Origin of the sequence: Acinetobacter sp. V89_7, from assembly GCF_029967895.1 — a bacterium.
Taxonomy (GTDB): domain Bacteria; phylum Pseudomonadota; class Gammaproteobacteria; order Pseudomonadales; family Moraxellaceae; genus Acinetobacter; species Acinetobacter soli.
The window spans coordinates 24,334-45,173 of record NZ_JASCAJ010000021.1; the positions used below are offsets into that span (position 1 = coordinate 24,334).

A 20,840-nucleotide genomic window follows, 5' to 3' on the forward strand; every position below is an offset into this window, starting at 1 on the left:
AATAAGTATGAAATTATCGAAATTTCAATGGTTCGTGGTTTTATGGCTGGGCGGATTCTTTGGGTTATTGCTGATTGCAATGGCCTTTCGACTCTTATTACAGCTCGCCTATTAAAATGAATATTTCTCAGACCCAACTGGCCACGATGCTGGGTATTTCAGTCAGAACGCTTGAAAGCTGGGAACGCGGGGTAAGACATCCCTCTAGTTCAGCCAAAGCATTAATTCGCTTGCTGATTAAATCTCCACATTTTGTGCTTAAAAATTTGGCCTAACCTATTTAATCGAGGTCATGTTGATGACATGGCCTCGCTAACTCACATCTCTGGCGAGTCTAATACGAATCAGTCAGCATTGAACTCGATATTTCGGAGTGAATCCCAGAAGATTTTTAAATAATCATCTTTTCGAATTTTATTTTTAAAAATAAAAATTTGCTGTTTGATAATATATTCACGTGCATTAATGATTTTCAATTTCTTCTTGAGTAAATCTTCTTCAATGGTAATTTTAGGTAACCATGCAATTCCTGCGCCCTGTAAAACAAAATCCTTCAAATTATTTGCATGATCGGTTTCATATAAAATTCGATATTCAAGTTTGTTTGAAATTACCTGATCAACCAGATTTCTTAAATATGCGTTTTTACTATACGAAAGAAGCGGAAATCTATGATTTATATCGTATTTTGCATTACCATCTTCATCAATCAATGTTACAGGAACAATTTCTGTATCACCAAGTTTTAAATGGGTAAGTACATCACTATTAATAGCTTTAAGCTTAGTTTCGTCTGAATAGCAAATTAAAAAATCACAAGCACCTTCTTTTAATAGTTTAAATCCTTCCCCCACATTTGCAGCCACCAATTCAATTTTAAAATCTTTAATATAATCTGGAAATAATCTTAAAAACTTTGAAAAGAAAGTAGAACTTAATGAATGCACCACCGCAAACTTAATCGTCACTTCATTGCTTCGATTTAAGTTATTGAGCAAAGCCAAGGTCGCATTAAGTTGCTGTTCGATGCTTTTGGCCGTTGCCAGCAAAATCTGTCCAGCATCTGTAAATTCCATGTATCTCGAATTGCGCTCAAGAATTGCATAACCTAATGCTTGTTCGAGTTGTTGGATACGTCGGGTAAATGCAGACTGACTAACAAACCGACGTTCTGCTGCTTTTGAAAATGAACGTTCTTGTTCCAAGGTGAGTAGATCTTCAATCCAGCGAATTTCAAGACTCATTGCTTCATGTCATATGATGTTTGGCGCATTATAATCATGCTATGCAAAAATTGCATACTAAAATTAATCTATGCATTAGAAATTATGCATACCCAAATCTATGATGAATTATCTTGTTTAGATAGCGATACTAGAATGAACGCTGAAATTCAAACTCGTACAGAAAAGGATTTACTTGGTCTGCGTGAAGTACCAAACCAGTTTTATTTCGGAATCCAGACACTACGAGCAATTGAAAACTTCAATTTAAGCTCAAATAAAATTAACCAATACCCGAATTTGATCAAATCTTTGGCTATGGTCAAGCATGCCTGTGCCGAAGCAAACCATACACTGGGCAAATTGAGCGATCAAAAACTAAACGCCATCAAATACAGCTGCGATCAGTTGATTCATGGTGCTTACCATGAACAGTTCCCTATCGACCTTATTCAAGGTGGTGCAGGTACTTCAACCAACATGAACGCCAACGAAGTGATTGCAAACATTGGTCTTGAGCATTTGGGTTACAAAAAAGGTGAATATAAACACCTGCACCCAAATAACGACGTCAATATGTCGCAATCGACCAACGATGTTTATCCAACTGCAATTCGCTTAGGTCTATTGTTCAGTTTAGATGAAATGTACACCCCGTTTGCAAACCTGATTGCAAGCTTGCGTCAAAAAGGCGACGAATTTTCACATATCTTGAAAATGGGCCGTACTCAATTACAAGACGCTGTGCCAATGACCCTTGGTCAAGAGTTTAACGGATTTGCGACAACGCTTGAAAAAGATTTGGTTAAGCTCAAAGAAATTGCACCGAGCACTTTAAATTACATGAATTTAGGTGGTACCGCGATTGGTACAGGTATCAATACTGAGCAAAAATATACAGAGCTAGCAATTGAAGCACTTGCTCAGATTAGCCAGAAAAACATTAAATCTGCTCCAGATTTAATTGAAGCAACCTCCGATATGGGCGACTTCGTTTTACTTTCTGGTTTGCTTAAACGTACTGCGACTAAATTGTCTAAGATTGCAAACGACTTACGTTTACTTTCAAGTGGCCCACGCACTGGTATCAACGAAATCAATCTTGAACCACGCCAGCCAGGCAGTTCAATTATGCCAGGTAAAGTAAACCCAGTGATTCCTGAAGCACTTAACCTTGTATGCTTCCAAGTAATCGCAAACGACTTGGCTGTAACTTTGGCTGCAGAAGCAGGTCAATTGCAATTAAATGCTTTTGAACCATTGATTGCATACAAGTTATTTGAATCAATTGAGTTGCTATCGAATGCGTTGGTGATGTTCCAAACCAAATGTGTAGATACCGTAACAGCGAATCAAGAACACTGTAAAGCTTTGGTAGATAACTCTATCGGGATTGTGACTGCATTGAACCCGTACTTGGGTTATGAAACCACGACCCGTATTGCTAAAACAGCCAATGAAAGCGGATTGAGTGTTTTAAGCCTGATTAAAGCAGAAAATTTGTTATCTGATGATCAATTGGCCGAAATTCTTGCCATTGATAACATGGTACAACCTAAAGCTGAAACAGCTTAATCTTTCAAATAAAAAAAGGAGCGTATATCGCTCCTTTTTTTTGCACTTATTTTTCATCTAAAAAACGATAACAAGTTTTCATTTATTCACTTTAATCTAATAGAGCAATCACAAGTTAAACGGTAGCATTGATCAAAATTACCCGTATCTACTTTAAGATACCATCGCTTTTACGCTTATAAATAAGGATTAAACACATGACGGATTTACCAACACGCATGAAACACATTGAAATTTCAGAACCCGGTGATCCCGATGTACTTAAAATAACCGAAGCTGATCTACCCGAAATCAAAGATCATGAGCTGTTGATTCAGGTGAAAGCTTTTGGAATTAACCGCCCAGATGTATTGCAGCGCATGGGGCTGTACCCAATGCCAAAAGGTGTAACCCCCATTCCCGGACTTGAAGTCGCAGGTGTTGTGGTTGCCAAAGGCAGTGCCGTCTCGCTTTTTAATATAGGCGATGAAGTATGCGCGCTCACCAATGGTGGTGGCTATGCCGAGTTTTGTGCTGTGCCTGAAACCCAAACATTACCGATTCCAAGCTCGTTAAGTTTTGAAGAAGCGGCCGTCGTTCCAGAAACTTACTTTACCGTTTGGGCAAACTTGTTCGATATTGGTGGTTTAACTGCTGGCGAAACGGCACTTATTCATGGCGGAGCCAGCGGAATAGGAACGACAGCACTGAGTTTATGCCATGCCATGGGAATCAAAACGTTTACCACGGTCGGCACAGACGATAAGGTTCAGGCTTTAAATGCGATCACCACTGCAATCAACTACAAAACAGACAACTTTGAAGACGTGATTTTGGAACAGACTCAAAAGCAAGGTGTCGATGTCATCTTAGATATTGTGGGTGGTAAATACTTTCAGCAAAATATGAATGTATTAAAACGCGACGGACGTTTGGTTATTTTGGGCTTTATGGGAGGGCGTTTCGCGAAAGACTTTGATCTTCAGCAGCTTATTTTAAAGCGTGCCAAAGTGACGGGTTCGACCATGCGTGCACGCACCGATGAAGAAAAATACACCATCGCCAAAGCCTTAAAAGAAAAAGTCTGGCCATTGATTGAGCAAGGTCAATGCCGACCAATCATTTATAAAACATTTACATTTGATCAAATAGCGCAGGCACATACCGCGATGGAGAAAAGCGAGCATATTGGAAAAATCGTGATTTCGATGAGCAAAACTTAAATAGAGTATTGAGTAATTGCTTTCCTTTCTCCATTTTAGGCTGCTTTGATTCAGCTTTACTTAATAGTTTAGAATGGAGAAAGTGAAAGATTATGAATGAATTTGAGAATAATCTAAGCCAGCTTGAATGGCGCCCAGCGCCACAACATGCGCTGCATTTTTTATCCAGTTCAGCTCGCATGCTTGCCATAACATAGGCAAGGTATTTTCTTGTGCTGATTGTAAAGCAGCCTCCCAATAACCGGGCAATTGTAAGGTGCCACCTCCTAAACTCAACTTTGATGGATTAAACAGGTGGATTACACTGGCCAGCCCCAACCCCAATGCAGCTCCTGCTGTTTGAATCATGTCTAAAACTTGGCGATCGTTTGCATGTGCTCTTAAAGCCAGATCTTTTGGTTGCAAGCCAGATGCTTTGACCAGTGCTGCACCACTTGCCAAATCGTCTAATCTTCGAATCTGATCATGCTGTACAATCGGCAAATAACCCAATTCCCCTGCCCATCCACATGTACCAGTGAGCGGTTGCCCTTGCACCATTAAAGCAGCGCCTATAGCCGTACCCACCATTACAACACCAGCGGTTACATCTTTCGAAGCGTGCGAAAATTCTTGTATAAGTGCTGCTTTGATATCATTTAGTACAGCTATAGTGTTACACCAAGGCTGCAACGCTTGAGTCGCTTGCCAACCATTAAATGCTGGCAACACATCAGATAACACTATATCACCCGAAGCATTGACCAACCCCGGAACTGCAAGACCAATACTGCTCGGCGTGAGTTCGTTTTGCGTAATAAAATTATCAAGATGAGCCAAAAGTTGATCTGGTGTAAACCCAATACCAGTACTATAAATTGCCTCGGCATGTTCACAGAGTAATAATAATTTTGTACCGCCCAGATCTATCCCAATAGAACTGCTTCTCATGTTTTTCCTAAAAAATATAGTCTCTTGCTCTATTTATAAAATGAAAAGAGTTGAAATACAGTTGAAGTTTGTCTGTTCCTCTTTAATGTTATGTGTTTTGAATGATTTATTTGACTAGAAGTAATCTCGATTATTAAACAAAGAGATATCATTTATGGCAAAAAAAGTGACTGAGTGACACCAAATTAATTGTTATACTATAACATCAGATTTAATCATGAACAAAAATGAAGCATTTTTACGTTTTAACCGTTTTCACTTTTTTTGGGCTAACTTTAAGCGCTTGTACATCTATACAACATCCACCAAAATCGGCGAAACAGATTCAATCTATACGCCCAAATGCAATACAATCCTCTGCTCTCGCCAAACCAACACCTGTCTCTTATATTGTATGGTTAGAACGTAATCCCAATCAGAAGCGTGTTTCTGACTATAAAAACTATTTAATAAGTCAAGGCGTTAATCTGGTTGCACCAGATTTTGAGTTATTCCGATCTGCGCGTGGCTGGCAAGCATGTCAGTACGATCAATACGATGTTCCTGATTCATCTGTATGGAATAATGCTGTACCGACACTCAAGTTACTCGCCTATTTGGTAAATTCCAATATCATTTCAGATATCGAACTGACCTCTGCTTATCGTTCGCCAGTGCTTAATGCTTGCGTAGGTGGCGCAAAAGAGTCTTCTCATATGCAAAACTCGGCGATAGATTTTCGCATTGGGCCAGAATTTCCATCAGATTCAGATCAGCAGCGCATCGCCAGCAGCAAACGCAAATTATGTAAATTTTGGCAAACTGAAGGTCAGCACTACAACATGGGCTTAGGCGTTTATAGCTCTGGTCAAATTCATATCGATACCAAGGGCTTTCGAACATGGGGACCAGACCATACTTGGCATAGCTCAATTTGTGGTGAAAAAATTGAATAAATAAGCCATTTAAGCAGCTAAAGTAGCCCAAGAAAGATAAACACATAAAATCTGATTGATTATTTGTTATATTATAACATAACATTAAGATATTAAATTACTGCTGTTGGCAACCCGTCGCAGTGATATCGGTGTGTTTTCTTAAAAAAGGACATAGCAAATGGTCAGCTCCTTAGCCAATCCGTCACATAAACTCCCAGTTACCGTACTTTCTGGCTTTTTGGGCGCCGGAAAAACCACATTACTGAATCATATTTTAAACAACCGTGAAGGTCGCCGTGTGGCTGTCATTGTCAATGATATGTCAGAAGTCAATATCGACGCTGCGCTGGTCAAAAATGGTGGCGCAGAACTTTCTCGAACCGATGAGAAACTGGTCGAAATGAGTAATGGCTGCATCTGCTGCACTTTAAGGGAAGATTTACTGATTGAAGTTAAACGCTTGGCAGAAGAAAATAAGTTTGATCAATTGGTGATTGAATCTACAGGTATTTCAGAGCCTCTCCCTGTGGCTGAAACCTTCACTTTTGCAGATGAAGACGGTATTTCTCTTAACCAGTTTGCACAATTAGATACCATGGTGACTGTAGTCGATGGATTTAATTTTCTTCGAGATTACAGCTCTTATGATCAGTTAAATGATCGTGGGGAATCTTTAGGTGAAGATGACCAGCGTAGCGTGGTCGACTTATTGATCGATCAAATTGAATTTTGTGATGTGATTATCCTTAATAAAATTGATTTAATTAATATCGAAGAAAAAGAACGTCTGATTGCTATTTTGAACAAGCTTAATCCACGCGCAAAAATCGAAATTTCTGAATTTGGACGCGTATCACTAGATACTGTGTTAAACACTGGATTATTTGATTTCGATCAAGCATCTCAGGCACCGGGTTGGTTAAAAGAACTACGTGGAGAGCATGTTTCAGAAACTGAAGAGTACGGTATTAGCAGTTTTGTTTATCGTGCACGCCGTCCATTTCATCCTGAGCGCTTTTATGCCTTTATTAATTCTGAATGGCCAGGGGTTGTCAGGTCAAAAGGTTTTTTCTGGTTGGCATGTGAGCCAACACTTGCATGCTCATGGTCGCAAGCAGGTGCAATGGCACGCCATGGCGTAGCGGGTAGTTGGTGGGCGGCAACTGAACCAGAAAACTGGCCACAAGATGATCAATCTCTAGCGGCAATTGAAAAAAACTGGGATGAAAAAGTGGGTGATGCTCGTCAAGAGATTGTCATGATTGGCATGGAGATGAATGAGCAAGATCTGATCATGCAATTCGATCAATGCTTACTCACAGACACCGAAATGGCACTTGGTCCACAGCAATGGATCAAATTTTCAAATCCATTTAACTGGCCTTCACTCAATTAACCAATGTACGAACTTTTATGAACTCATCACTTCCAGACGTTTGTGTTTCACAATTACCAAATGAATTGATCGCACTGAAATGGGTTGGTATGGAAGGCATTGACCTTCCCCTTTCTATTCAACAATTTTATTATCCATTAAGTGCCAAAGTTGATATATATGTCAATCTGCCAAAAAGCGATATTAAAGGCATTCATATGTCGCGTCTGTATCGCTTACTCAATGAATTACATGACTTAGATGCTTCGGTCATTCATTCACTTTTGCAAGACATCATTTCTAGCCATCAAGATTGTGATAGTGATGCTGCAAAGATTGTGCTGAAATTTGATTTGATGCTAAGCAGATCTGCACTGGTCAGCGCAGATCTGAATGGATGGAAAAGCTATCCTGTTTGCATCGAAGCAGAGCTGATCAAGCATAAATTTCAGATAAATTATGCAGTTGATGTCTCGTACTCATCGACCTGCCCCTGCTCAGCGGCATTATCGCGCCAATTGATTGCACAGGCATTTGAACTACAATTTAAAGACACGTACACATTGCCAAAATCAGACATAAAGCAATGGCTTGAAGAACATGCAACTTATGCAACGCCTCATAGCCAACGTAGTATTGCGCAGATTAAGATTGAAACAGATGATGCCAAGCAATTGATAAATTTAACTAAATTGATTGATAACGTTGAGCAAGCCTTAAAGACACCGACTCAAACTGCGGTAAAACGAGCTGATGAACAAGCTTTTGCGCAGTTAAACGGACAAAATTTAATGTTTGTTGAAGATGCCGTCAGGCGTTTATCGAGTGAACTTGATAAAACATCATTAAAATGGTCAATTAAAGTGATTCATCAAGAAAGTTTGCACGCACATGATGCAGTCGCAATTTCGATGTCATCTTGACTCGTAATTTTTTAAAGGTAAGTTTACGATCTTTTATAAATTTATCTGCTTTGCTTAGGCTATTTTGATACATAGTATCAAAATAGCTCAATTTAAATAAAATACCGGATGAATCTTTGAGATAGAAATACAATTGATTAGAAAAAGATCATTCTTTCGTGTCTAGGAAATCACTGAAATTGCTTGTTTTTATCTTTTGCCAATACGATCTAAATCGTTAATGGCTTTTTATATCATTTTTGATCAGTCAAAATGATCAAAAAAGTCATTTAGCATTGTCTTGTAATATGAACTACAGCCAGTTCATGACTTTAAAGGCCATTTATTTAAGCCAGACCACGAAAAAAAATCGAAGCGTATAACTTCAAAGAGTCATTGAGTTTTCTGACTAAAAAACAATATGTTAGTTAAATTTAAAAAGGATTTTAAATAGATTGAATTTTTACGCTTCATAATAATTTTTATTTTTTTCAATAGTTTATAAATATAAAAAGCTATTTCCTCTTAATAATTCTCCTAATTTTTTAACTTCACTTGAATTGATTATGCATTCTTTGGCAACAAAAAAAGACCTATGAAATGCAGAATTGAGCACACTTTTTAATCCCTTTTCCACATTTCGAATCTAAAGCTTTCTCATTTTGGATGTTATATTTCGATTCGCTACATCTTAATTACTATCCATTCAGCGAGATGTTTTAGTCAATTCTGTTTAAATTGTGTGACAAACAAACAGACTCGAATTTTGTCATTTTTTAACATTGCGCATTTCTCGCAAAGTTTACAATATATGCTATGAAATTTGGCATATAGTCTTTGCTCAATTACTAACAAAATTGATAATCAAAAGCAGAAATATATGCCTGAAAGAGCAAATTTTGCATAGATTTTGCAAGTATGGTTTGCACATTGATAAATTGGAGCAAGTTGAATGAGTTCAACCATTTTGGTAATTCATGGACCGAATTTGAACCTCTTAGGAACAAGAGAGCCAGAGGTGTACGGTCATCTGACACTTGATGATATCAATCAGCAACTCAAAACCCAAGCAGAATCTCAAGGTATCGGATTAGAAACTTTTCAAAGTAACTGGGAAGGTGCCATTGTTGATCGTATTCATCAAGCCAGACTTGACGGAATTTCACTGATTATTATTAACCCAGCAGCACTCACACATACATCGGTTGCGCTGCGGGATGCACTGTTAGGTGTAGATATCCCCTTTCTTGAAGTTCATTTATCGAACGTTCATGCTCGAGAAGCTTTCAGACATCATTCCTATTTGTCCGATAAAGCGGTTGGCGTAATTTGCGGTTTGGGAGCCAAAGGTTATGCCTTTGCTCTCGATTTCGCCATCCACAAAATTCAACCATCTATTTAATCCAACACGATTTAGGAACATTCACCTATGGATATTCGCAAAATTAAGAAACTCATCGATTTGATGATTGAATCTGACTTACAAGCGATTGAGGTTAAAGAAGGTGATCAATCTATCGCTCTTACTCGTCCAACACCAGTAATTGCAGCAGGTGCAATTGCAGCTGCGCCGGCGGCAGCGCCAGCGGCTCCAGCGCCTAAAACCCCTCGTGGTGCGGTAGAGACTTCTCCAATGGTCGGCGTATTTTATGCTGCTCCAAGCCCAGGTGAAGCTCCATTTGTAAAAGTTGGTCAAACGGTTTCTGCTGGTGAAACTTTGGGTATCATCGAAGCAATGAAAATCATGAACCCGATCGAAGCAACTCAAAGTGGCGTGGTTGAAGAAATTTTGGTAAAAAATGGTGATGTAATCCAGTTTGGTCAACCATTATTCCGCTTCCGCGCATAATCTCACGGGGATAGCTATGTTGCAAAAAGTATTAATTGCAAACCGTGGTGAAATCGCGTTACGAATTACCCGGGCTTGCAAATCATTAGGCATTAAGACTGTGGGTATCTATTCAGATGCCGACAAAGACTTGATGCACTTACGTTTTGTTGATGAAGCGGTATGTATTGGGCCGGGTGCGAGTAGTGATAGCTATTTAAACATCCCAGCAATTATTACTGCAGCAGAAATTACAGGTGCAGATGCCATCCACCCTGGCTACGGTTTTCTTTCTGAAAATGCAGAGTTTGCAGAAATTGTAGAATCTTCTGGTTTTATTTTCATCGGTCCACGTCCTGAACATATTCGCCTGATGGGGAATAAAGTTTCGGCGATTATTGCCATGAAAAAAGCAGGCGTACCAACCGTACCAGGATGTGATCATGCCGTCACTATTCACAATGCCTTGGCAGAAGCAAAAGAAATCGGTTTTCCGCTGATTGTAAAAGCTGCTTCTGGTGGTGGTGGTCGTGGTATGCGTATTGTTGAGCGTGTAGATACGTTGCTTGAATCTGTTCAGGCTGCTCAGCGTGACGCAGAAATGTGGTTTGGCGACGATACGGTCTATATGGAGCGTTTCTTGCAGAAGCCACGTCATGTGGAAGTTCAGGTTTTGGGCGATGGTAATGGCCATGCAGTTCACCTGTACGATCGTGACTGCTCGCTTCAGCGCCGTCACCAAAAAGTGCTAGAAGAAGCACCTGCTCCTGGTTTACCTGAACAAGCACGTGCCGATATTTTAGAAGCTTGTGTGAATGCATGTAAACTCATGCAATACCGCGGTGCTGGTACGTTTGAGTTCTTGTTTGAAGACGGCGAATTCTTCTTTATCGAAATGAACACACGTGTTCAGGTTGAGCATCCTGTAACTGAAATGGTGACAGGTATCGATATTATTGAACAACAATTACGTATTGCTGCTGGTTTAGGTTTAGAACTGCAACAAGAAGAAATTGAAGTTCATGGCCATGCCATCGAATGTCGTATCAACGCAGAAGATCCAACCACTTTCTTACCTTCTCCAGGCAAGATCGATAGCTTCTACGCACCAGGTGGTGCAGGCATCCGTCTAGATTCGCATATTTATTCGGGCTACAGCATTCCGCCTTACTATGACTCAATGATTGCAAAACTCATTGCACATGGTAAAGATCGCGAAACATCTATGGCTCGTATGCGTCAAGCATTAGACGAGATGATTCTGACAGGTGTAAAAACCAATATTCCATTGCATAAAGACTTGATCTTGCAAGATCCCGAGTTTTTAAAACAAGCCATGGATATTCATTATCTTGAAAAGCACTTGTTAAAACAGCTTGAAGCTGAAAAGCCTGCTGCAGCTGCAACACAAGAAAATGCTACAACTGAAAAGGCGTAATCGTCATTTCATAAAAAAACCTCTCATGGATTCATGAGAGGTTTTTTATTTCTGCTAATAATTAAGGTAAAACTCTGCGCAGCGTTGCAAAACATTGCTGACCTTTTTCATTGGCACAGAAGTTAATGGTGTCTGCATTTTTCCAGTGTACAAAATACTGCGACACCTCACCTGACTGATCGACTTTTTGACCAGAACAATCAGTTTCGTTGTTGTCGTACTTGATTTGCATAATCAAGCCAGCCAACTGCTCATTTTTATCTGGTGATGGTTGATAATCATAAATACCGTACGACCACTCTTGGCCACTTTTTACAATCACTTCATTGGCATTTCGAAAGTTGTAATATTCAGTACATTTTTTATTATTAGGAATTTCCATTCCCCACAAGCCCATAATTTCAGGACGAGTCACAATTTTAATAGTACTCGGATTTAAATCCATAGTTTGCGGTTGTTCAGAAGCTTCAGGTGCTTTTAAAGGCGCCTCAGCCATGGCCCATGTGGAACAGAAGCACAATAAACCAACAATATAGATATTTTTCATAGATTTATTAACGACTAAATGCATACACTTAAATTAGCATATTTTTAATTGCTTTCATCTAATCATAACCATATATGAACAATTTAAATCGGCATCAACCCGACTATATGCCGGATTGATGCCGATAAAAGATATTACCTAGCGAATATGTTTGCCAACAGTCTCGTAGCTCACATCGTAATCGCGTAAGTTCAAATGCGCTAAACGCTGTCTTAATGTTTTCAACGACCACGGCCATGCAGCAAAATTACGACCATTGGCATCTAAATAGTAACTTTTACAGCCACCAGCATTAAAAACCGTGGTTTGAAGGTGTTGTTGAACCTGCTCATTGTGGTATTTAAGGACTTGCGGTTTGACGGTCAGTTTACTAATTTTATGTTTTTTGATTTTTTGCAAACCATCTACAATGTAATTAAGTTGCGCCTCTGCCAAGCCAATAAAAGAATCATAGACCAGTACATTCGGACCAAGAACCAAAAATGCATTGGGTACATTTTCAATATTAGTGCCTAAATATGCTTGCGGTGATGTGCTTTTCCACAAATCGTGTAAACACTGACCTTTTTCGTTATAAACACGTCGTCCAATCGGAGGATGTGAAACTTCAAAACCCGTACCCCAAATAATGACATCGACCTCATGTTTTTCACCGTTGGCTGCAATCACGGTATTCCCCTCAACTTTGACCAAGCCATGAGGAATCAACTGGGTATTTTCTGCCTGCAATGCTGGATAATAGTTGTTTGCAAACAATAGACGCTTACAACCAATGGTAAAGTCTGGTGTAACTTTTTCACGTAGTTCAGGATCTTTGATTTGTGTTTTAAGTACTTGCTTAAATATTTCACCCACTGGCTTCAACACAGCAGGATTACGTAAACCGAAATTGATAGCGTTAAGTGACTGCGCCACGGCCTGACGCCACGTGGCCTGAATAATAGGAAAGCGCTCAATAAGCGATTTACTTACATTACCCAATTCCATATCAGGTTTTGGAATAACCCATGGTGCAGTACGCTGAAATACATACAGTTCTTTAGCTAAGGGCTGAATTTGCGGCACAAACTGAATGGCCGAAGCACCGGTACCAATGACCGCAATCCGTTTTCCAGTTAAATCATAGTCATGATTCCACTTTGCAGAATGAAACATTTCACCTTTAAATGTATCTAAACCGTCTAACTTGGGAATTTGTGCTTCGGTAATCGGGCCTGTTGCAAAAATAACTGTACGTGACAAATAGGTTCCTTTTGAAGTTTCCAGTACCCAAAGATTTTGTTCGGTGTTCCAGCTGGCTTTAATGAGCTCAGTTCCAAATTCAATTTTTTGATCAATATGAAAGGTTTGGCTTACTTCTTCCAAGTAACTCAAAATTTCAGGCTGGCGTGCAAATAAATGGCTCCATTTACTACTGGGCGCAAAAGAATACGAATACAAGGCAGATGGCACATCACAACCACAGCCAGGATAAGTATTTTCTCGCCATGTCCCGCCAACACGAGTGGCTTTCTCTATAATTTTATAATTCTCATAGCCTACATCATCTAAACGTTTTGCAGCAGCAAGGCCTGAAATACCTGCGCCTACAATAAAAGTATCATAAATATGTTGCGGCATTTTTGATGCATTTTCAGCAGTTGTCACTTCTTTTAATTTTGCTGTCATGGTGGTTTACCTTCAAATCAAACTTACTTAAATAAACTGTACGATAGACCTAAAAATTTGGTGTAAAGCACAGGTGACGTCCGTTTCATCAGCCAGAAAAGTTTGGCATCAAGTTGTGGAATGGTATAAAGCTCACCCGCATCCAGACGATTGAGTGTTAAACGTGCTACTGCATCACTGGTGGTCAAGGCAAAATTCATCAGGGCATGATCTGCAAGTTTTGAATAGCGCCCAGGTATACGGCCGTTTTTGATGATGTTGGTGGGTACTAAAGTTGGGCACAATACATTCACCTTTACGTTAAACTTACCAAGCTCTGCGTACAAAGTTTCAGACAAAGCACGAACACCGGCTTTAGTGACGTTATAGGCTGTCATTTCAGGTGCCGCAGTGTACGATGCCGCAGATGCAACATTAATGATGGCACCATAACCAAGTTGTTTAAACTTAGGCACAAAGTAATGACAACCATGAATGACACCCCATAAATTGATATTGGTCACCCATTGCCAGTCGTCTAAACTGATTTCATCAAACTTTCCACCCAAGCCTACCCCAGCATTGTTGATCACCAACGTTACCGGATGCTGCATGAGATGCTCGGCTTGCTCCGCCAGAGACTTGACCTGTTCTGCTTGACTCACATCACATTGAATCGCAAACGCTTTTGCACCTAATTGCTCGATTAAGCGTACCGTTTCTTCAGCACCAGTCAGATTAATATCTGCACAGACAACTGTAGCTTTGCGTTTTGCAAGCTCCAAAGCAAAACTGCGCCCGATACCACTTCCCGCACCTGTAACCACTGCATAGGCGTTAAAACTTGGTTTTTTATTTTTCCGTCCAAATAGCATCATCGTGATGTGTCCTTTTTTCTGAGCATTGCAATTGCATCGATTTAGCTACGAAGCGCTGGTGTAAAAACTTTCACAAGATACGGCGCAATGGCACCACCTTCTTTGAGTAGTTTTTCTTTGTAATACTCAAGGTATTCACTGGTATCGTGATCATTTGGATGAAAATCGCGACGTAAATAGTCAAAGATTTGCCCCATAGTGCTACCAAAAACACCATCATTTGGACTAAAGATCAGCGCTACACCGCGTTTGGCATCTTTCCAGAATTTGCGTGTCACAAGGTCTTTTGGTTGGCGTAAAACTGGCACAAACAATGTTGAAAACGGAATCAATCCCAAAATAGTTCCAAAGGCTATAAAGAAGCCTGCTGCACGTAATGCATAGTTTCCATTGAGTAATTGATAGACATCATACGCAATATCTTTATGCTCCGACTCTTCAAGCATATGCCACATCCACATCGCACGTGTTTTGGCATCATTTGAATAGTAGAAATTTTTCTCGTGCTTCATCATGTATTCTGCAAGCACGGCGGTAAAATGCTCGATTCCGGCCATCATGGAGAGCTTAAGTGGTTGTGGAAATTTTAAGAAAATATTGTCAAAAAACTTCTCTCCCAAAAAGCGATATAGTTTTACTGGGAAATTAACGGCTTCATGTGCAATCGCGTCATTAAATTCATTATGAAGTTTAGAGTGAATCGCCTCTTGTCCGATCAGCGATGTCACACGCTGTTTCAATAGCGGATCTTTCACGAAATCACGATGATACCGTGCGGTTTCAATGACCAGATCTTCACCATACGTTAAAAACACAGAGAGCGTTGCGAAAAAAGTACTGGCAAATTGATTGTTCATGTAAAACGCAAAATCAATCTCTTTTCCATCAAATCCAACTGCAATATGACGAATTGGAATTGCAGGTTTTTGGGTATAATCTGGTAACTCAAATTTAGGCATAGGCTTGAAAGCTTGGACTGATTTTTTTACTGCGGTCGAGATCATGGCGACACCTTCTTAAAGCATTCAATGGATTAAGCTGAAAGATTGTTCAGACTTCTTACATATCTTCATGCTAATCCGATGTGTTATTCGGATTCAATTCGGGTCTAGATCATCTGATAAACTTTAATGTAGCTTAGGCTATTTATTCATACTCAAACCTTCATCTATTTTAAATTATTAATTTTTAATAAATTTATTTAGCATATTGACTAAAAGTACCATTAAATTTGATGCTTTGCGCAACTGACAATCTTCGATTTTTGAGGTGCTCAGTGGCTGAAGTTTGTTGTGTTTTTTGCTGTTCGGATTTATGTTTTTTAAATTGTTGTATTTGGCCTAACATGATAATTTGAATTATTGTTCGGATTTAAGGAATATCCATTGAGCACTCGAAAGCCACGCCAAACACGAGCAAAAGTCACGGTAGATACCATTATTGAGGCTGGATTTATATCTGTAGCATTGCATGGTATGAGTGGAACCACAACTCGGCATATTGCAGATATTGCAGGTGTCAGTGTTGGGTCTTTATATGAATACTTTAAAAATAAAGAAGAAATTTACGATGCGATGGCGGCATCATTTGTACAAGAAATTTTAAAAATGATTAAAGATCTTACGCCTGTCATTATGGATATGGAGCTAGAATCTGTCATTGAACTTATTTTTTATAATTTTCGAGATTTGCTCACCCGAAACAATGAACGCTATCTGATTTGTTTACGACATGCCAATGAACTGCGTTATGACAAGTATATTAATCAGATTGAGCGGGAACTGATGAATATTGTCATGAAATACATGATGCATAATCCAAAGTACTTAAAGGTGAATAATCTTGCAGTTACAGCCTATGTCAGTATTAACAGCGGCATTTTTAATATTGCACGGCATTTGATTTTGCCCAATCCTTACATCAGTTTTGACGAGTTGGTAGATGGACTGAAAACCATGATTATGAGCTATATTAATGCCGAGCTTAAGAAAGCTGAACAATAATTAAAGCTCCTCTTTTGATTGGTCTAAACTAGAAAATGAACTTAAATTCTTTACCATTAATTCAAGGTTATTACGAATCAGAAAAGCCAGATTAATATCGACCCCTTGCAACATTTGCGCTTCGAGCTGCTGAACCACTTGGTTGCATTGATTTAGTTTGTCTAGTCCACTCGGTGTAACCGTAACTAGAATACGTCGACCATGAGTTGGATCTGGTGCTTTTTCAATCCAGCCATTTGCGAGTAGATCTTGCAAAATTTTATTGGCCGATTGCGGTTTTATAAATGAACGTTCGGCAAGCTTGGCATTAGATAAATTCGGTTTGGCCGCCAGCACCGAAAGCGCAGTAAATTGCGGCAAGCTAATCTCAAGCGCACTTAGGTGTTCAGTCAAATATTTGCTAATGATACGGTCAACCCGAGCAATCATATAACTTAAGCGTGGCTCTTCTTCTCTTTTTCTATCAACTGAACTTGAACGTAGCATAATTTATCTTCATAAAAAATTAAAAAGTATGAGGCCAATCAGCCCCATACTTTTAAAAGAATGTTACTGAGCGCTTGAGCCATGCGCCAAATGTACAGGGTGTTTGGGCTTTCTGACAAGCATTAGTGCAGATATTGCAGCAATCAGGATAATCGGAATACTTGAACCAATGACGATGGTCGAGCTCTGACCTAACGAAAGTAGGAAACCTGCAACCAACGGTCCGGCAAAAGAACCGATTCGTCCAATTGCAACTGCTGCACCCACGCCCGTGCCACGCATTTCGGTTGGATAATACATTGCCGCCAGACCATATAAAGCAGATTGTCCACCCACAATAAACAAGCCACAACCCACGGCAGAAAGTGCCAGCAATGCAACTGTTGGTGAAATCGACAGACAACACAAAGCGACCAGAATGCCCGCATAGATAAACTTAATCACACTGCTCATACGCATCTTGTCGAGCAGCATACCCATCAAAATAGAACCAAAAATTCCGCCTACGTTGTATCCCATCTGTACATAGTTGGCTTCAAGTTTAGACAATCCTTGTGAACCCATAAGCAGTGGTAACCAGTTCAGTAAGAAATACAGCACTACCAGCGTACAAAAGAAACTGATCCATAATTGAATGGTCGACATCCGTCTTTCTTTTGCAAACAGCACTTCCCAAAATGGTGTTGTACTTTGCAGGTGTGTTTTTTTCTGCAGATAGCTGTTGGATTCAGGTAAGAACTTCATTAGGAGTGGAATGAGTAATATCGGCGCAATACCACCCACATAAAAAATATGCCGCCACTCTGCATCGCCAGCCATAAGCATAGCCACAACAGAGGTCAATAGCCCTCCAAATGGAATGCCACTGTACATAATACTGACTGCGGTGGCCTTGCGGTTTTCAGCCACAGCTTCTGATGCAACCGTAATCATCATGGGTAATGCACCGCCCATACCTAAACCAGTAAGAAAACGAATCACCAGCAATAAGTTATAGTTAGCGGCAAAAGCTGTCAGTAATGACATGATCCCGAACAGCATAATACTCAAAATTAAAATCTTTTTACGACCTACAATATCTGCCAAACGACCACCGATAATCGCGCCTGGCAGGGTTCCAATAATTGCAGCACTAAATGCCCAAGCCATTTGGGCATTATCTAACATAAATTCGGCACGCATTCGCGGTGCTGCTACACCCATCGATTGAAGATCAAAGCCTTCAAATATCGCTATAGCAAAGCACAGCAGTAACGTAAGTTTCGCCCTTCCCGACGCCTTCGATACGGTATCCATAGTCTCTTCCTTATTTTGACTAAACATCCTTTACGTTTTTATTGTCAATGTTCAAAGAACACACATAAAATATCAGTTAAGCTTATAAAAAAATCAATATGTTTTTTTATTAAATTTTCTAAAAAATATTTTTAATATTAAAAATCAAGATATTATAAAAAAATTGTAAAATTCTTCAAAAAACGCTTGAATGTAAGTTTAACTGATATTAAATTAAATCCAAGACAGCATAATTTGTCATTCAAGGAGAAAACAAATGACATACGATAAACGTTGGGAAACCGTTGATGTACAAGTAGAACATGGAATTGCATGGGTCACACTTAATCGCCCTCACAAAAAAAATGCAATGAGCCCAACACTCAACCGTGAAATGATCGATGTGCTTGAAACACTCGAGCTAGATTCAGAGGCAAAAGTGCTGGTGTTAACTGGTGCCGGTGATTCTTGGACTGCTGGCATGGATTTAAAAGAATATTTCCGTGAAGTAGATGCTCAACCTGAAATTTTCCAAGAACGTATTCGACGTGATTCGTGTCGCTGGCAGTGGCAATTACTTCGTATGTACTCTAAACCAACAATTGCCATGGTTAACGGCTGGTGTTTTGGTGGTGGTTTCTCGCCACTGGTGGCCTGTGATTTAGCCATTGCAGCCGATGAAGCCACTTTTGGACTGTCAGAAATTAACTGGGGCATTCCACCGGGCAACCTCGTCAGCAAAGCGATGGCAGATACGGTTGGTCATCGTGCATCACTGTATTACATTATGACCGGTAAAACTTTTACCGGTAAAGAAGCTGAAGCAATGGGTCTGATTAATAAAAGCGTCCCGCTTGCACAGCTAAAGGCAGAAGTGACAGAACTGGCACAGTGTCTGGTCGAGAAAAACCCTGTCGTTTTACGTACAGCTAAAAATGGCTTTAAGCGCTGTCGTGAGCTGACATGGGATCAGAATGAAGATTACTTATATGCCAAACTGGATCAATGTAATCATCGAGATACTGAGGGCGGCCGCCAAGAGGGTTTAAAACAGTTCTTAGATGAAAAATCGATTAAGCCAGGTTTGCAAAGCTATAAGCGTACAGGTTAAGTTCGCAACATCAATGCTCAAGTAAGGATACACTCGATGCAACATGTACAGTTACTTATTGATGGTCAGTCTGTCGATGCTGCCAATCAAGCCACCTTTGAACGCATTAGCCCAATAGACGGTCATGTTGCAAGTGTTGCTGCTGCAACACTTGAGGATGTTGATCGTGCACTTGAATCGGCTGGCCGTGCATTTCAAATCTGGTCAAAAGTTTCGCCGACTGAACGTCGTTTACGCTTGCTCAAAGCGGCAGATCTGATGGATCAAAATACCGAAAAGTTTATCGAAATCGGTATGCGTGAAACAGGTTCAACAGCCACATGGTATGGCTTTAATGTACATCTGGCAGCCAACATGCTACGCGAAGCCGCCGCGATGACCACTCAAATTGACGGAAGCTTAATTCCGTCTGATGTACCAGGCAATCTGGCAATGGGAATTCGGGTGCCATGTGGTGTTGTAGTCGGGATCGCACCTTGGAATGCACCTGTTATTTTGCCAACCCGAGCACTTGCAATGCCTTTAGCTTGTGGCAATACGGTAGTACTCAAAGCCTCGGAAGCTTGCCCGGCAACCCATCGCTTGATAGGTGCAATTTTAAATGAAGCTGGTTTGGGTGAAGGTGTGGTTAATGTGATTACACATGCACCTCAAGATGCACCACAAGTCGTTGAGCGTCTGATTGAACACCCTGCAGTTAAACGCATTAATTTCACCGGTTCGACCAAAGTGGGTAAAATTATTGCCGAAACAGCAGCAAAGCATCTTAAACCTGTTTTATTAGAACTTGGTGGTAAGGCGCCTGTGGTGATTTTAAATGATGCCGATCTGGATGAAGCTGTGAATGCGGTTGCATTTGGTGCATTTTTCAATCAAGGCCAGATCTGTATGTCGACAGAACGTGTTTTGGTTCAAGACGGCATTGCAGATCGCTTTATTGAAAAGCTCATTCAAAAAACAGCCTCACTTAAAGCAGGTAATCCAACGCAGCAAGGCAGTATGTTGGGTGTGCTTGAAAGCCGACGCGCAGCAGAGCGAATTCAGCACTTACTTGAAGATGCACAGCAAAAAGGTGCCAACCTTCCGTTGGGTATCCAGATTCAAAATACCCTCATGCAACCGACACTCGTACTGGATATTCAACCTGAAATGCTATTGTATCGCGAAGAATCATTTGGGCCAGTTTGTACAGTACAACGTTTTGCTAGCATTGAAGACGGTGTTCGCTTGGCAAATGACAGTGAGTTTGGTTTATCTTCGGCTGTGTTTAGTCAAAATTTTGGCTTGGCGATGGATGTTGCCAAACAGATTGACTCCGGGATTTGCCACATCAATGGTGCAACCGTACACGATGAAGCACAGATGCCCTTCGGTGGCACTAAATCGAGTGGTTATGGTCGCTTTGGCAGTAAAGCATCCATTGCTGAATTTACCGAGCTTCGCTGGATTACCGTACAAACACAGCCACGCCATTACCCAATTTAACCATTGGGTATGGTTTTA

At 40.3% G+C, this 20,840-nt stretch carries 20 protein-coding genes; 12 read left to right on the forward strand and 8 right to left on the reverse strand.

The genetic code is table 11. From position 1 onward, the window contains the following. Nucleotides 1-116: 116 nt before the first annotated feature. The gene (locus QLG00_RS05085) at nt 117-275 is read left to right on the forward strand and encodes a helix-turn-helix domain-containing protein (protein WP_308765676.1); all 159 of its coding nucleotides are present in this window, start codon (nt 117-119) and stop codon (nt 273-275) included. A 69-nt stretch (nt 276-344) separates the two neighbouring features. On the opposite strand, the gene QLG00_RS05090 is transcribed toward QLG00_RS05085, so the two are convergent. Then, entirely contained in the window at nt 345-1,244 is a 900-nt protein-coding gene (locus QLG00_RS05090; RefSeq protein ID WP_004937705.1) for a LysR substrate-binding domain-containing protein, read from the reverse strand. 135 nt (nt 1,245-1,379) lie between these two features. Here QLG00_RS05090 and QLG00_RS05095 point away from each other — a divergent pair, with 135 nt between their 5' ends. Both QLG00_RS05095 and QLG00_RS05100 read left to right on the forward strand, forming a co-directional pair. Continuing rightward, on the forward strand, nt 1,380-2,798 hold the full coding sequence (locus QLG00_RS05095) for an aspartate ammonia-lyase (protein ID WP_025096067.1): 1,419 nt from the start codon (nt 1,380-1,382) through the stop codon (nt 2,796-2,798). Nucleotides 2,799-2,995: 197 nt separating this feature from the next. Continuing rightward, nucleotides 2,996-4,000: an NAD(P)H-quinone oxidoreductase gene (locus QLG00_RS05100; protein ID WP_151868638.1), complete on the forward strand. Its 1,005-nt coding sequence runs from the start codon at nt 2,996-2,998 to the stop codon at nt 3,998-4,000. A gap of 90 nt (nt 4,001-4,090) precedes the next feature. On the opposite strand, the gene QLG00_RS05105 is transcribed toward QLG00_RS05100, so the two are convergent. Beyond that, a complete protein-coding gene (locus tag QLG00_RS05105) occupies nt 4,091-4,930 on the reverse strand; it encodes an ROK family protein (RefSeq protein ID WP_282470608.1) in 840 nt (279 codons plus the stop codon). Between the two features lie 227 nt (nt 4,931-5,157). Here QLG00_RS05105 and QLG00_RS05110 point away from each other — a divergent pair, with 227 nt between their 5' ends. The 6 genes from QLG00_RS05110 (at nt 5,158) to accC (ending at nt 11,390) form a co-directional block, all read left to right on the forward strand. Next, nucleotides 5,158-5,865 (forward strand): D-Ala-D-Ala carboxypeptidase family metallohydrolase, encoded by a 708-nt coding sequence (locus QLG00_RS05110; RefSeq protein WP_048765019.1) that lies wholly within the window; start codon nt 5,158-5,160, stop codon nt 5,863-5,865. 160 nt (nt 5,866-6,025) lie between these two features. After that, the gene (gene zigA / locus QLG00_RS05115; RefSeq protein WP_282470609.1) at nt 6,026-7,243 is read left to right on the forward strand and encodes a zinc metallochaperone GTPase ZigA; all 1,218 of its coding nucleotides are present in this window, start codon (nt 6,026-6,028) and stop codon (nt 7,241-7,243) included. Between the two features lie 17 nt (nt 7,244-7,260). Then, nucleotides 7,261-8,145, forward strand: coding sequence for a GTP cyclohydrolase FolE2 (gene folE2 / locus QLG00_RS05120; protein ID WP_282470610.1), 885 nt, complete (start codon nt 7,261-7,263; stop codon nt 8,143-8,145). A gap of 931 nt (nt 8,146-9,076) precedes the next feature. Continuing rightward, nucleotides 9,077-9,526 carry a type II 3-dehydroquinate dehydratase gene (gene aroQ, locus QLG00_RS05125; protein WP_111813002.1) on the forward strand — a complete coding sequence of 150 codons (450 nt, stop codon included), beginning with the start codon at nt 9,077-9,079 and terminating at the stop codon, nt 9,524-9,526. 27 nt (nt 9,527-9,553) lie between these two features. Then, nucleotides 9,554-9,973: an acetyl-CoA carboxylase biotin carboxyl carrier protein gene (gene accB, locus QLG00_RS05130; protein ID WP_004937725.1), complete on the forward strand. Its 420-nt coding sequence runs from the start codon at nt 9,554-9,556 to the stop codon at nt 9,971-9,973. A gap of 16 nt (nt 9,974-9,989) precedes the next feature. Further along, nucleotides 9,990-11,390 (forward strand): acetyl-CoA carboxylase biotin carboxylase subunit, encoded by a 1,401-nt coding sequence (gene accC, locus QLG00_RS05135; RefSeq protein ID WP_004937728.1) that lies wholly within the window; start codon nt 9,990-9,992, stop codon nt 11,388-11,390. Nucleotides 11,391-11,451: 61 nt separating this feature from the next. On the opposite strand, the gene QLG00_RS05140 is transcribed toward accC, so the two are convergent. The 4 genes from QLG00_RS05140 to QLG00_RS05155 form a co-directional block, all read right to left on the reverse strand. Next, nucleotides 11,452-11,961, reverse strand: coding sequence for a hypothetical protein (locus QLG00_RS05140; protein ID WP_004937731.1), 510 nt, complete (start codon nt 11,959-11,961; stop codon nt 11,452-11,454). Between the two features lie 114 nt (nt 11,962-12,075). Beyond that, nucleotides 12,076-13,605: an NAD(P)/FAD-dependent oxidoreductase gene (locus QLG00_RS05145; RefSeq protein ID WP_282470611.1), complete on the reverse strand. Its 1,530-nt coding sequence runs from the start codon at nt 13,603-13,605 to the stop codon at nt 12,076-12,078. Nucleotides 13,606-13,628: 23 nt separating this feature from the next. Beyond that, nucleotides 13,629-14,462, reverse strand: coding sequence for an SDR family NAD(P)-dependent oxidoreductase (locus tag QLG00_RS05150; protein WP_004937737.1), 834 nt, complete (start codon nt 14,460-14,462; stop codon nt 13,629-13,631). A 41-nt stretch (nt 14,463-14,503) separates the two neighbouring features. Beyond that, a complete protein-coding gene (locus QLG00_RS05155; RefSeq protein WP_076032438.1) occupies nt 14,504-15,466 on the reverse strand; it encodes a metal-dependent hydrolase in 963 nt (320 codons plus the stop codon). A 381-nt stretch (nt 15,467-15,847) separates the two neighbouring features. Here QLG00_RS05155 and QLG00_RS05160 point away from each other — a divergent pair, with 381 nt between their 5' ends. Next, complete coding sequence (locus QLG00_RS05160; protein WP_004937745.1) at nt 15,848-16,465, forward strand: TetR/AcrR family transcriptional regulator; 618 nt, start codon at nt 15,848-15,850, stop codon at nt 16,463-16,465. Here QLG00_RS05160 and QLG00_RS05165 read toward each other — a convergent pair whose 3' ends face one another. Continuing rightward, on the reverse strand, nt 16,466-16,951 hold the full coding sequence (locus tag QLG00_RS05165) for a MarR family transcriptional regulator (RefSeq protein ID WP_025096075.1): 486 nt from the start codon (nt 16,949-16,951) through the stop codon (nt 16,466-16,468). It abuts the gene before it with no gap. 63 nt (nt 16,952-17,014) lie between these two features. Next, nucleotides 17,015-18,247 carry a 3-(3-hydroxy-phenyl)propionate transporter MhpT gene (mhpT, locus tag QLG00_RS05170; protein ID WP_004926702.1) on the reverse strand — a complete coding sequence of 411 codons (1,233 nt, stop codon included), beginning with the start codon at nt 18,245-18,247 and terminating at the stop codon, nt 17,015-17,017. A 256-nt stretch (nt 18,248-18,503) separates the two neighbouring features. Here mhpT and QLG00_RS05175 point away from each other — a divergent pair, with 256 nt between their 5' ends. Together QLG00_RS05175 and QLG00_RS05180 are read left to right on the forward strand one after the other, a co-directional pair. After that, the gene (locus QLG00_RS05175) at nt 18,504-19,337 is read left to right on the forward strand and encodes a p-hydroxycinnamoyl CoA hydratase/lyase (RefSeq protein WP_004926700.1); all 834 of its coding nucleotides are present in this window, start codon (nt 18,504-18,506) and stop codon (nt 19,335-19,337) included. A 36-nt stretch (nt 19,338-19,373) separates the two neighbouring features. Continuing rightward, nucleotides 19,374-20,822, forward strand: a complete 1,449-nt coding sequence (locus QLG00_RS05180; RefSeq protein WP_282470612.1) for an aldehyde dehydrogenase — start codon at nt 19,374-19,376, stop codon at nt 20,820-20,822. The last annotated feature ends 18 nt before the right edge of the window (nt 20,823-20,840 follow it).

Bases quoted from the DNA above. Each gene is read 5' to 3' on its own strand.
- QLG00_RS05140 (WP_004937731.1), bottom strand. From the start codon at position 11,961: ATGCATTTAGTCGTTAATAAATCTATGAAAAATATCTATATTGTTGGT.
- zigA (WP_282470609.1), top strand. From the start codon at position 6,026: ATGGTCAGCTCCTTAGCCAATCCGTCACATAAACTCCCAGTTACCGTA.
- aroQ (WP_111813002.1), top strand. From the start codon at position 9,077: ATGAGTTCAACCATTTTGGTAATTCATGGACCGAATTTGAACCTCTTA.
- QLG00_RS05110 (WP_048765019.1), top strand. From the start codon at position 5,158: ATGAAGCATTTTTACGTTTTAACCGTTTTCACTTTTTTTGGGCTAACT.
- QLG00_RS05085 (WP_308765676.1), top strand. From the start codon at position 117: ATGAATATTTCTCAGACCCAACTGGCCACGATGCTGGGTATTTCAGTC.
- accB (WP_004937725.1), top strand. From the start codon at position 9,554: ATGGATATTCGCAAAATTAAGAAACTCATCGATTTGATGATTGAATCT.
- QLG00_RS05180 (WP_282470612.1), top strand. From the start codon at position 19,374: ATGCAACATGTACAGTTACTTATTGATGGTCAGTCTGTCGATGCTGCC.
- QLG00_RS05090 (WP_004937705.1), bottom strand. From the start codon at position 1,244: ATGAGTCTTGAAATTCGCTGGATTGAAGATCTACTCACCTTGGAACAA.
- QLG00_RS05175 (WP_004926700.1), top strand. From the start codon at position 18,504: ATGACATACGATAAACGTTGGGAAACCGTTGATGTACAAGTAGAACAT.
- folE2 (WP_282470610.1), top strand. From the start codon at position 7,261: ATGAACTCATCACTTCCAGACGTTTGTGTTTCACAATTACCAAATGAA.
- QLG00_RS05145 (WP_282470611.1), bottom strand. From the start codon at position 13,605: ATGACAGCAAAATTAAAAGAAGTGACAACTGCTGAAAATGCATCAAAA.
- QLG00_RS05155 (WP_076032438.1), bottom strand. From the start codon at position 15,466: ATGATCTCGACCGCAGTAAAAAAATCAGTCCAAGCTTTCAAGCCTATG.
- QLG00_RS05105 (WP_282470608.1), bottom strand. From the start codon at position 4,930: ATGAGAAGCAGTTCTATTGGGATAGATCTGGGCGGTACAAAATTATTA.
- mhpT (WP_004926702.1), bottom strand. From the start codon at position 18,247: ATGGATACCGTATCGAAGGCGTCGGGAAGGGCGAAACTTACGTTACTG.
- accC (WP_004937728.1), top strand. From the start codon at position 9,990: ATGTTGCAAAAAGTATTAATTGCAAACCGTGGTGAAATCGCGTTACGA.
- QLG00_RS05100 (WP_151868638.1), top strand. From the start codon at position 2,996: ATGACGGATTTACCAACACGCATGAAACACATTGAAATTTCAGAACCC.
- QLG00_RS05095 (WP_025096067.1), top strand. From the start codon at position 1,380: ATGAACGCTGAAATTCAAACTCGTACAGAAAAGGATTTACTTGGTCTG.
- QLG00_RS05165 (WP_025096075.1), bottom strand. From the start codon at position 16,951: ATGCTACGTTCAAGTTCAGTTGATAGAAAAAGAGAAGAAGAGCCACGC.
- QLG00_RS05150 (WP_004937737.1), bottom strand. From the start codon at position 14,462: ATGATGCTATTTGGACGGAAAAATAAAAAACCAAGTTTTAACGCCTAT.